The 12,290-nt window shown below is 42.3% G+C and carries 9 protein-coding genes; 5 read left to right on the forward strand and 4 right to left on the reverse strand.

What is annotated here, in order from left to right:
* Positions 1–112: 112 nt before the first annotated feature.
* On the reverse strand, positions 113–1,630 hold the full coding sequence (locus BVC89_RS10105) for an FAD-dependent oxidoreductase (RefSeq protein ID WP_086931077.1): 1,518 nt from the start codon (positions 1,628–1,630) through the stop codon (positions 113–115).
* Between the two features lie 379 nt (positions 1,631–2,009).
* On the opposite strand from BVC89_RS10105, the gene BVC89_RS10110 reads away from it, so the two are divergent.
* From BVC89_RS10110 to BVC89_RS29670, 3 genes are all read left to right on the forward strand, one after another.
* Complete coding sequence (locus tag BVC89_RS10110; RefSeq protein WP_086931078.1) at positions 2,010–3,794, forward strand: putative bifunctional diguanylate cyclase/phosphodiesterase; 1,785 nt, start codon at positions 2,010–2,012, stop codon at positions 3,792–3,794.
* Between the two features lie 166 nt (positions 3,795–3,960).
* On the forward strand, positions 3,961–5,886 hold the full coding sequence (locus BVC89_RS10115) for a cadherin-like beta sandwich domain-containing protein (RefSeq protein WP_086931079.1): 1,926 nt from the start codon (positions 3,961–3,963) through the stop codon (positions 5,884–5,886).
* Between the two features lie 488 nt (positions 5,887–6,374).
* Entirely contained in the window at positions 6,375–6,602 is a 228-nt protein-coding gene (locus BVC89_RS29670) for a hypothetical protein (RefSeq protein WP_158657870.1), read from the forward strand.
* 98 nt (positions 6,603–6,700) lie between these two features.
* Here the strand turns inward: BVC89_RS29670 and BVC89_RS10125 are convergent, their stop codons facing one another.
* On the reverse strand, positions 6,701–7,672 hold the full coding sequence (locus BVC89_RS10125) for a M56 family metallopeptidase (RefSeq protein WP_158657871.1): 972 nt from the start codon (positions 7,670–7,672) through the stop codon (positions 6,701–6,703).
* Positions 7,653–8,105: a BlaI/MecI/CopY family transcriptional regulator gene (locus BVC89_RS10130; RefSeq protein ID WP_086931082.1), complete on the reverse strand. Its 453-nt coding sequence runs from the start codon at positions 8,103–8,105 to the stop codon at positions 7,653–7,655. The genes BVC89_RS10125 and BVC89_RS10130 overlap by 20 nt, the downstream gene beginning before the upstream one ends.
* Positions 8,106–8,211: 106 nt before the next feature.
* Here BVC89_RS10130 and BVC89_RS10135 point away from each other — a divergent pair, with 106 nt between their 5' ends.
* Both BVC89_RS10135 and BVC89_RS10140 read left to right on the forward strand, forming a co-directional pair.
* A complete protein-coding gene (locus BVC89_RS10135; protein ID WP_086931083.1) occupies positions 8,212–10,272 on the forward strand; it encodes a TonB-dependent receptor in 2,061 nt (686 codons plus the stop codon).
* A gap of 400 nt (positions 10,273–10,672) precedes the next feature.
* Entirely contained in the window at positions 10,673–11,284 is a 612-nt protein-coding gene (locus tag BVC89_RS10140; RefSeq protein WP_216825127.1) for a Tll0287-like domain-containing protein, read from the forward strand.
* A 325-nt stretch (positions 11,285–11,609) separates the two neighbouring features.
* On the opposite strand, the gene BVC89_RS10145 is transcribed toward BVC89_RS10140, so the two are convergent.
* On the reverse strand, positions 11,610–12,008 hold the full coding sequence (locus BVC89_RS10145) for a hypothetical protein (protein WP_086931084.1): 399 nt from the start codon (positions 12,006–12,008) through the stop codon (positions 11,610–11,612).
* Positions 12,009–12,290: the final 282 nt, after the last annotated feature.

The raw sequence follows: 12,290 nt of genomic DNA on the forward strand, positions 1-12,290 counted from the left end.
TTAAGTCCTTATGATAAGTGAATTTTTGAAAAACAACAATTTTAGCCTATTAATCTTTCTCCAACTAGTGTCTTTGGTGACGCTTTTTTAGAGCTATATAGCGTTTATTTTTTTAAATAGATGATAGATATCTGTTTAGCGTTTCTTGTTGATCCTTATCAAAGCTAAGACCAAGAAAAGTATGTCGCCATAAAATATCATAGTGGTTTCTCGCCCACTCATATTCTAATAAATAGCGAACTTCGGCTTCATATAGATGGTGGCCAAAATTGTAGCCGAGATCCTCTATTTCCTGACTATTGCCGAGGATTTTTAATAAATTTGTGCCGTAGGTGTAGAACAGACGAGTGATAAGCTCTTTGGGTAGGGTACTGTAGCGTTGGTAAAATTGCGCTAATAGTTGCGCTAAAGGTTGTTGTTCAAAATCCCCTCCTGGTAGTGGGGTATTAATGAATTGGGCATCAGCCTGTGCCTGGGTAAAAGGTATCAGTATATCGAGCGCTTGCTGGGCTAGATGCCTGTGTTGGATCATGTTAGCACCGAATACATTCAATAAGGGGGCAAGGTTACCTGGGTTGTTTAAATCGAGATAACACTCAGGCCTGACATAAGATGAACGGCAGCTTGGGTCATCGAGCACGGCTTGTGATGTCCATTGAGAGTGGATAATGTCATCCCTATTTAGGGGCAGGTTAAAGTGCTGGTTCCACAGGGATATAAATATCGCTAAGGCTTTTTCTTTCGCTTCAGAGCTGTCGTGTTCGGCGCTAACAGGCCCCACGCATATGTGTTGCGCGCTGATAGGATAGGCGTAAACAAAGGCTTGCTTAGCTTGCTGTAAAGCAACAGCACTATTCCATTTTGATTGATGTCGAATAAATATTAGTGCCGATACACGTTGATGATTAGTGGCGCTCCTTGTTTTTACAGCAAGTGTTTGTTTAAGTAAGTCGTCGGTATGACAGCCATTGCAGTTAATGAGAATACTACTAGAAATATTTAGACAATTGTTTTGTTTTTTCTTACTGATCACCAAGCGCCACTGTTTGTCTTGTCGCTGTGCTTCTAGTAGCTGATGATCTTGTAATATATCGCCGCCTAATGCTTGTAATTGCTGCATATATGCGATTTCAATTCGATTGAAGTTTATACTGAATTCTTTTGTGGTTATTTTAATGAGCTCATTGACCGGGGCTTGATCTGCGTTTGAGTTCTGTTCCTCGGAGGCTATTGAGGGAATTTTTTTCCGTTGTAGCCAATTATAAAATTTCATCATTGAACGCCAATGAAGAGAAGGGGTTGCTTGTGCCCCCACTACGTAGGTGTGTATAGGGCGTACCAAATGGGGGGTACGTTTATACATATTAGCGAGTTCTTCAAAGTTTGAGATAAGACTTGCGAGATGAAAGTTTTTAAGATTATTGAGTCCATCACCATATATACCCGTGGGGTACGATGATTCACCGATACAATTTGATACAAGCAGCGTCTTTAAATTTCGGCTAGCTGCTTCACAGGCTATACTAACGCCTTGTAGGCCCGAATTAACCACGACAACATCATAATGTTCACTCTCCTTAGGAGAGTGGCTGGCCGCAGTTGTTATCGCCTCTGAGGCTCGCTCGGACATACGTATACTCTAACGATTAATAAATACTATTAATTGGGCCTATCTCAACACCTTTTTTTTTATGCAGGGGTAAAAAGGTAAGAAAGAGATATGTTATTAATGATATATGGTTATTGCGAAAACATCTAACGCTTATTACGACCTATTTGCTCTATGAAATCATCATTTAAAGCTCATAAGGTTTTAGGAACCTTCCATGTATGAGGCACCCTTTATATTTTTGTGAACCTTTACCCACTGTAAGGAGGTAGAGAAAATTATGGAAATGACTGCTTTGTTAATTGTGGTATATTTTTCGTATAATCGTTTCAGGGCCAGAAGTGTCCCTACAATTATGATGAATATTAATAATAAGATTAAAAGGGATTGTTAGAAATTTATGGAATTGCTCGTCGTTACAATGTTTGCGCTGTTACTTATTGTTATCGGACTGACTTATCATCTTTTACGGCTGCGCAATAAGGTTAACGAGCTTGAAATTGAGCGTGGTCATATTAAGTCTCTGATCGACAGTGTCCCCGATATCGCTTGGATTAAAGATCGCGACTCGCGTTTGCTTATGGTAAATAAAGAGTTCACAAAACTGTTGGGCCTGCCTGTTAAGGAGCTTCTCGGTAAAAGTGACTGGGATATTGCCAAAGCGGAAATGGCAAAACGCTATACTGACGATGATAAAAAAGTTATGACTTCAGGCGAAGTATTGCATCGCGAGGAATTGATCGTTACCCCAGATGGCAAGGAGTGCTGGTTCGAGATTATTAAAGTTCCCTTATTCGGTTTGAAAGGTGAGGTAGTGGGCACGGCGGGTGCCGGTAGAGATATTAATCGGCGCAAAAGTGCCGAAAATAAAATGCAGTATTTGGCACATCATGATGCTCTCACTAATCTTCCTAACCGTCTGCAGTTAGAATTTAAACTTAACAAATGCCTAACGCATCACAATGATGTTGATGACCGGCTGGTTGTGATATTTATTGATTTAGATAATTTTAAAATTATTAATGATACGGTTGGCCACAATGTAGGTGATTGTGTGTTGGTGGAATTAGCTGATCGATTGCGTCACGCTGTACGTGAAGAGGATGTTATTGCCCGAATTGGCGGTGATGAATTTGTGATAGTTTTGCCTCACACAAGTTTAGAACAATCCAAAGCCATGGTGGAGCGTGTTCGATCGACCTTGAGTCAGCCTATTCAAGTGGATGATTTATCTTTTGAGGCGACGATGAGTTTAGGCGTTGCTAGTTATCCTGAGGATGGTAATGAGTGTTGGTCGCTCGTGCAAAAAGCAGATTTGGCTATGTATCACGCGAAGCAAATGGGAAAAAATCAAGCGGCAGTTTTTTCTCGGCACATTGCTGATCGTTCATTGAAAAAGATGACTATCGATGTACGTATTGAAGAAGCTCTTGAAAATCGTGAATTTGAGGTGTTGTATCAGCCTAAAGTAGATCTTGAGAGCGGCTCCGTGGTTGGTTTAGAAGCGCTGATTCGTTGGCGAGACAAGGTCGGTGGTAGCATTGTGTTACCTTCCGAGTTTATACCCCGTGCCGAGCGCTCAGGCTTTATTTTAAAGTTGGGTAATTGGGTAATTGACGAGGTTATCAAAACATTAGCTCACTGGCGCGACAAGGGTATGGCCGTACCTGTTTCGATTAATACTTCGGCCGCACAAGTTCATCACAAGCAAATGTGCGAACATATCACCCAAGCACTTAAAAAATATCAACTCCCAGGTGAGTTATTAGAACTTGAGCTAACAGAAAGCGTGGTAATGGAGAATTCCGAAAATATTATTACCAACTTAAAGCTTATTAAAGAGCAAGGGGTGAGCGTCAGTATTGATAACTTTGGTACAGGGTATTCCAACCTCGCCTACCTTTCTCGTTTCCCATTAAGTAGCTTAAAGGTCGATCGTTTTTTTATTAGTGGAATCGATCATTTTGATGAACATCAGAAGGTGGTTGGGGCTATTGTCGAAGTGGCAAAAAGTATGAACCTCAATATTGTCGCGGAGGGCGTTGAAAACCAGCATGAGCTGGTGATGTTAAAGCAATTGGGGATTCATCAAGCACAAGGTTTTGTATTTGACGAAGCGCTTAGTGTGGAAAAAATAAGCAGTAGGTATCAGCAGGGCTGGAGTTATTTATCCGTTGTTAGCTAAGGGCCAGCCAAAGCACTGCTTCCCTAGGTGTTTCTATTTGTTTAAAGCGCTTAGCGCGCTAACAATTAACCGCCGCGCGCGTTTCCTTAGTTATTTCTCATTTTGTCTCGCCCTTTCAAGGTATGCTGTGGCCTAATTCTACCTATTCTGATACGGAAAGATTCTCATGTTTCGTTGTATTGCATCATCTTTATTTGGCAAATGCTCTTCTGCCAAAGGTCTAGTATTGTTTGTACTAATCGGTATTTTTCTTAGTGGCTGTAATGCTGGCTTTGGGCGTTCAGGTGACACAGACCTAGAACGCTTGGTCTTGAGTGATGGCGTTACCTTAGACCCTGCTTTTCGGCGAGATCAACTGGATTACACGGCAAGAGTGGCGATGAGTGTTGACTCCATTACATTTAACGCAACGCCTGATGATGATAAGGCGACAATGCGCCTTAATGGTGAGGACTTTCCTGCAGATACTACGGTTACCCGCCCATTGGCCTTTGGCCGCAATACCTTTGAGATAGAAGTGATTGCTGAAAATGAACTGACCGAGACATACACTATCGTGATTACTCGCGTACAGGAGTCCAGCAGCGATGCATCTCTCAGTGCTTTGAAAGTGGAGTATGTAGGCCTTGACTTTAATCGTGATACAACAAGCTACACCATGGCTCCTAATTATTTTGTCAATGAAACTGTGGTGACCGTGACTAAGTCGGATGAGCTGGCAACGGCTACTCTCGGTAGCCAAGCACTGGCTAATGGCAGAGCAAGTTCAGGTGTGGCCCTATCAGCAGGGCAGGCGAGTGATCTTGAAGTCAAAGTGACCGCCAGTGATGGCACAACTATGCGCAGCTATACAACCGCTGTTACCCGAGGTGCCAAGAGCGACCTCACCGTTGCCATGCTGCCAAAAGATTCAACTCTGGTCACGGGCGATAAATTTGGTGATGTATTAGCCTTTGATGGCAATACCTTAGCCATTGCCGCCACAGGGCGAGCGAGAGGTGGATCAGCAGGTGATAACGCCGGTGCTGTCTTTGTTTATTTCCGCACAGGCGATACCTGGGCCTTGCAATCACAGCTTGACGGCCCAGCCAATGGCGATTTGTTTGGCACTAGTCTTGCGCTCAACGGCGATGTGCTGGCGGTAGGTGCGCCAGGAACCAGTAGTTCAAGTGGTGCCGTTCATTTCTATACGCGATCAGGTGGTAGTTGGAGTTTCGATGAAACTATCACTGCTCCTTCTGGCGGCGAGTTTGGTTTCTCGCTGGATCTTGACGACGACTTTCTTGTTGTTGGCGCACCTGCGACGGACTCTGGCGTAGGTGCCGTTTATGTTTATATACCGGACTCAGGTTCATGGTCATTAGAACAAACATTACGTGCCAATGGTGGGCGCTTTGGTCAAGTGGTGCAGTTAAATGTAGATCAGGCGAATCCTGAATTTGTTGCTAGCGCGCCCAACGAGACAGATACCACCAATAGCTTAAATAATGCCGGGGCGGTTTATGTGTATGAACGCAATAGTTCGAATATGTGGTCTCAGGAGAAACAAATAACGCCAAGTGTGCGTAGCGCTGATGATAATTTTGGCGCTTCGTTGGCGGTTTTACGAAACCGTATCGCTGTTGGCGTACCAGGAGATGATAGTGGCAATGTGGGCGTTGGCAACGCTGCTAACGACACTGGTGCCCCTGATTCTGGTGCGGCTTATGTCTTCACTCGTCAGAGCCAAGGGGAAAATTGGATTGAGGATGTGTTTATTAAGGCGACACAGCGCTCAAATGGTATGGCTTTTGGTTCTCAGGTGGCTCTGTCAGCGAGTATGCTCGCGGTGAGTGCTCCAATGGAAGATGGTTCCTCCATGAGAATTAGTGACGATGATGACAGCCTAGGTATTAATGACTCCGGCGCCGTATACGTATTTGAAAAAGAAAATAACACTTGGACACATCAATTGTATGTGAAAGCGACGAATACTAATTTAGAAGATGCATTTGGTTCGTCATTAATTTTCGATGGTGAAGATTTAATTGTCGGCGCTGAGAATGAAGACACTTCAGCTTTTCAATCAGGGGCCGCCTACATCATCCGTTAATTTTTGCAGGTCAAAATCTTTATATAGAAACTAAAAGCCCTGTCTGATAGAGGCTGATTTTAAAAGAATTAAAATCAGCCTTATGCAATATCTAAAAAGTCAGGTACACAAGGTAAACAGGAAAGTAGTGTTATCGCTATGACAATCATGCGAAAAAAAGACTTTAAATCAAAATACCCAGTTGAATTCAAAGTATAAATGCTAACGAGTCAACCTAGAATCGTGCAGTCTTCTATTACGCACGACTCTTATTACGCCACACTTATTACACCACAATGCTCACCTTTGGCTGCAACATTTTTGACACCAACACTAACGTTAGAAGAATGATGCAATTTAATCCAGGTTTTAGATTGTCAAAATTGGATATTAGCGTTATTACAGTATCTTTTGTTCTAGCGAGCTTCCTTTATCAGTATTCGAGAATGCTCTGTTTTATTACATTATTTGTCGTTGCACACTTTTTTCTATTCTGTAATCTAGCGAGAATGTCAAGAATACCTGAGTTAATTTGGGCTGGTGTATTTATAGTATGTGCATCAACATCCCTAAAATTTGGTGTACTGTCAGTTGAAATTTCAGTAGGAATTAGTTTATTTACCACTGCTTTATTGATTGCTTTGGAAGTGCAAAAGCCTTCATATCACGGTGTATATTGGCAAAAGCTCAATCCAAATTTGGAGAAATGGTTTGAAAATAATTGTCATGCAAGATAATGCCAAAGGCTAACAAGGTGTTCACATTTGTTCCGGCTGCAAAAAGTGTGGTCCTTACCGATAGCTTACTCCTTTAGCTTTCTAGACAACCCTTAGAATTAAGCCGCCAACCATTCCAGTACTGGATGACCAAGGTGGATAGTTAAAATGATAGAAATACACCATAGACTGCCTATAAATGCTGTCGCAAGCCAGTGAGTAAACGTAGAGTTTTTATGACTAACACTGCGTGATTCCCAATGCTTTTTCAGCATTTGTGCTCTGGCTATAAAGTCGTTTGCCTCATTGGAATTATGATTTTTATCAATTGAAGAATAGCACTTTTCTAGTGTTTCCATCACTAGTGAAATTTCAAGTGTTTGATGCTCACTTTGCACTGCCACCAAGTCACAAACCTGTTCTGTATAGTCAGATAGCTCCTGTCGAATTCGTATTCTATAGCGTTTGGGCCAAGCAATGGTCGCCCAATAGATTAGCCATTTTCGCAGGTTGTCTTTTCGTATAACGTGTGTTTGTTCGTGTGCTAGAACGAATTGCATCTGTTCTTTGGTAAGCATCTCAGACAGACCGCGAGAAATAAATATCTTGGGTTTAAGTAGACCTGAGCACCATGCCAGTGCGGCCTTACTATCCAAAACTTTATAGGATGAAGTAGTAGGCCTAGCTAAACGATTTAACATGTCGAGTTTGTTTTGATTCCAACGCAATTGCACAATTATCATTGTGCAAACAGCAATTAACAAGCTAACGAATAAAGCGATTATAGTGAGGGTTTGCGTCTTGTCGACCGTGAATTGGAGACTATGCGGAGTACAATCGAGGTCGTGACAATGGTCAGCAATGAAAGGAAAAGCAAACTCTGGCAACGATAAGGCAATCAATCCTGCTGGAGCAGCCAAGGGTACGAGAAGCCCATAAAGCAGAATGCAAAGTGCAGCGTGTTCTGCGGTTACTTTGGTAAGTATCCGAGACATCAAGGGATAAAAGCTGGCGATAAGCCATGAAAGTGCCACAAAAATGATGACCCAACTACTTATGTGGTAGAGAACATTAAGAAATAGATTCATCATCGCTAACATCAACGAGTAGATTTTCAAACTTACTCTGGTTGGCCATATCTCGGCAGGATGATTTCTCATCATAAAAACGAGTGAAGCCAGAAACTAAAGGCGCCATATCTCCATCGCAAATTTGCTCGGTGATATCTCCAAGCAACTGACTAATTATTTGATCTTGTGTGACGGCTGCTTGGTAAACAAAATGTCTACCGGCTTTTTCTCTATGCAATAATTTTTTTCTATGCAGGCGCTCAAGAGTACTTTGCACAGTGCTTACACTCAGTTCACGGTCAGCAATGTTGTTCAATACCTGTTTAACAGAAAGCGCTCTCCCTCGCCAAAGTATCTTCATAACTTCCAACTCTCTTTCACCGAGCGCTGGCGCTTTAGGAGTGGGTGACAATTCGCTTAAAAGTTGACCTAGCTTGTTGGTCAAGTGGTTCACAAAAGCCTACCTATTATCGGTTTTCAGAAGGTGCTAGATAATACACGTTTAGCCATATTATCAGCCAGACATTTTAGCTTGAGTGAGATACAAAGGGGAAATACCCATGATGAAAAGACTGAACATTTATTTATTGGTTACATTTACCAGTCAGTCTGTCGTTGCACACCAAAATATTGAAAATATTATTATTGAAGGCCGGCAAAGGAATCTTCTTGGTGAAGCCGTTTCGGCTTCCGAGGGAGTGGTTGGACAAAAAGAAATTGAACTTCGCCCTTTGTTACGCACTGGCGAAGTATTAGAGCTAATTCCTGGAATGGTAGTAACCCAACATAGTGGTACCGGTAAGGCCAACCAATATTTTTTGCGAGGCTTTAATCTAGACCACGGTACCGATTTTTCGACCCAAATTGATGGCATGCCAGTAAATATGCGTACTCACGGACACGGGCAGGGTTATACCGATATTAATTTCTTGATACCTGAGACCGTATTGCAACTCGACTATAAAAAAGGCGCATACTATGCTGATGTGGGGGATTTTAGTGGTGCTGGTAGCACACAGATTACGACGATTCGAAACGCAAAGCGCGGATTGATAACCGCGACTGTGGGTGAAGATTCGTTTTACAGGCTGTTTGCCATGGATAGCGTTGCTCTAGCCGGGGGAGAGTTTTTATTTGCCGCAGAAGGTAATCGCTACGACGGGCCGTGGACAGACATTGAGGAAGACCTGAATAAAATTAATGTTCTCGCAAAGCATACCCGTCCTTTAAAAGAGGGTTTCATAAGCTTCTCAGTAATGGCGTATGACAACAGTTGGAACAGCGCCGACCAGATTCCTCTTCGGGCTGTAGAGCAGGGTATTATCGATGAATTGGGCTCAATTGATGATACTGTAGGTGGTGATTCTAGTCGTTACAGTCTAAGTACTACATGGCAACAAGGTGCCTGGGAGGGGGCGGCCTATTTCATTGATTACTCACTGAATCTCTGGTCAAATTTTACTTACTTCTTAGATGATCCCGATAATGGCGACCAATTTGAACAGGTAGATGAACGCAACATCTACGGCGGACAACTCAGCTATTTGCACAAAGGTAATCTGCTAGCAGGGAAAAAGACGAGCAATCGATTTGGTATTGAACTGCGCGTGGATGATATCGATGAAGTAGGGCTTTACCAGACGCAGGCTCGAAGTCGATTGGGTGTCAATCGCAGCGACCAAGTAGAACAGTCAAGTATCGGTTTATTCTGGGAAAATCGCACTGCTTGGAGTGAGCGCCTTAGGAGTGTTGTGGGCTTGCGCTACGACTACTACGATTTTAGTGTTAATGATCGAGTAGGCACCAATACAAATAACGTTGATTTGAGTGCGAATAGTGGTAGCGCTAGTGATGACCTAGTATCTATAAAATCGAGCTTGATTTACACCTTTGACAATGAATGGGAAGGCTATGTTTCTACAGGCCAAGGTTTTCATTCCAATGATGCACGTGGCACTACCATTCGAGTTGACCCATCTGATGGCAGCGCTGTGGATGCGGTAGACCCTTTAGTAAAATCATTCGGTTATGAGACGGGCTTGCGCGGTTTTATTAGCGATCGGCTTAATACATCTATCGCATTGTGGACACTAGAGTTGGACAGCGAATTACTGTTTGTCGGCGATGCGGGTAATACCGAGGCGAGCCGCAGTTCTGAGCGCTCGGGCTTGGAGCTGACGACGTATTATCAGCTTACAGATTATTTCAGCATAGACCTTGAATATGCCTATACCGATGCTAAGTTCAGTGATTCAGCACCCGAAGGCGATGAAATACCTGGCGCCGTTAAAAATGTACTCCAGGCAGGCCTGAATGTGGATTTTAATGAGGGTTGGTATGGCAGCTTGAGAGCGCGACACTTTGGTGAACGACCACTTGTTGAAGATGGTTCTGTAAAATCTGATTCTAGTACGATCTTTAATTTACGCGTTGGCTTTCGCCAGGCCGACTGGAGTGTGAGAGCGGATATCTTGAATCTTAGTGATAGCAATGATCACGATATTGATTATTTTTATGCTTCACGGCTATCCAGCGAAGCACCAGGAACAGAGACTGAGGACATTCATTATCATGTTATTGAGCCTCGAACCGTGAGAATCTCCCTAAGCTATCATTTATAAAATTTTCAGAATTTGTATAGGACGAGTGCCAACCCAAGATCAAATCAACAGGTTCAAAGAGAGGCTCTCATCCTTTTTCTTATTGGCATTAATCTGCTTCACTGTTTTTATCCAGGTTTGTTTGGCACTGGTCAGCTTAATTTACGGGGGGCGTGTGCTATCGGCAAGCTTGCTGAAACATCGATAATATTTTTCCAGCAGTCGACGGCAGACTTCGACGCCAACTCTCATTTTTCGACTCGGGCTTTTTTGTTTAGTGCATATTAAATATCGTGAAGGTAATTTAGGGACGAGCAACAGAAATAAAATTAGCGTGAATATGTCTTAGTCACTGTTATTTTTGAAAGAGAAAATATATTTTATTTAAAAAACAGAGACCAACTTAACAGGTAAACATGCTGTGAAAACGACATATTTCTCTATTTTCGTTATTACTTTATTTGGCTTATTTACAAATATGCCTATTGCCTCAGAGCAAGATGGTAAAACAATAAAAGCGTTCAGTAGCGAGTCTAGTTCTGAAGCGTTGACACTGGAAGCAAAGGCTATTGCAAAGACATTTTCTTCCCGTTTGAAACCCATTCTTAAAAGTGCCATTCAGTCCGGTGGTTTTACTTCGGCAGTTGAGGTCTGTTCTTCTGCTGCGCCTGAAATCGCTAAAAACTTAAGCTTAGAAACAGGTTGGTCTATATCTCGTGTCAGTCTGCAACCCCGCAATCTGCATAGTGCAGTCGCTGACCCGTTTGAATATGAGGTCTTGCGTGAATTTGATGAACGGCAATTAAAAGGTGAGTCTGCACAGCTTATGCATTATTCTAAAATAGTAAACAACGAATATAGATTTATGAAAGCTCAGGGTGTCGAAGCTATTTGTCTAAATTGCCATGGGAAAAATATCAGTGGAGAGTTAAAGCAAAAAATCATGACACATTATCCTGATGATGCAGCCACTGGCTATTCATTAGGACAGATTCGTGGTGCCATCAGTTTAACAAAAACCTTAGATAAATAGTCTAAAGCTGACGCTAAAAAAGATGGTTTCTCACAGGATAAAAGAGAAACCACCGAAGAAAATGCTACATTGACAATTATGTATTACAGGACACTCCTATTTGGATATCAGAGGTTAGATATCAGAGGTGCCCTTAGGTAATGAATAATACATAAGCGAGGAATGTACCACTTGAGTTTAGCGTCGTCGATGTGACAGTTTGTCGCAGTGATACATTCATATAAGTATTAAAATATTTTGGCGTCAGATATTATGGTCGCTAGGGAGTAGGGAAGGGATAAACAATTTTTATTTTTGTCTGCGCACCTGACGCCGGGAAGATTATTTAATCCCACTGACAACCTTGGGCTTTCATCACTTGGGATAGGCTCTCATCCATTTTCTTACATGCGCTTGTAAGCTTTGCTTCGCTATTGGGCTGTTTCGATGTTTTTATCCAGGTTTGTTCGGCTTTGGTTAGTCCTACTTGCATGGACTGACGAGTACTTTCAGGAAGTTTAGCTAAACACCGGCGATATTTTTCCAATAGCCGATCACAGCTTTCGACGCCAATTTTAATTTCGGGATTCACGGGTTCTGAATCATTACCGACAAAAAGAGGAGGCTCCACAGGAGCTTCTGGTTCTTTTTTTCCACAAGCAATAAGTGTTGCAAATAACAGTGTGTTGGCTGCTGCCATTACTCGTGTCACAAGGGAATTGCGAAGCATTTTCATAGTTAACATATTATTTATACACCGTTTTTTATTTTTGTCTGCAAATTTTTCTGCGCGTTTCGGGCTTGCAGATGTTTGTTATCCGGTAGTTCATTTTAATGCACTATAAATAAACAAATCCAAGTATTTACGCTCAATTTTAACTATTAATGTACAAATTTATTTTCAGCCTGCTCCCTTTTATTTATTTTTTGCTCGTTATGGGATTATATATAGCGTTGTTTAGCCGATTAGTTATTGTGTTAAGGGAAGGGGGGATCTATAAGTCTTCCCTTAACAACCGGAGAAATA

This window comes from Agarilytica rhodophyticola, from assembly GCF_002157225.2.
GTDB lineage: Bacteria > Pseudomonadota > Gammaproteobacteria > Pseudomonadales > Cellvibrionaceae > Agarilytica > Agarilytica rhodophyticola.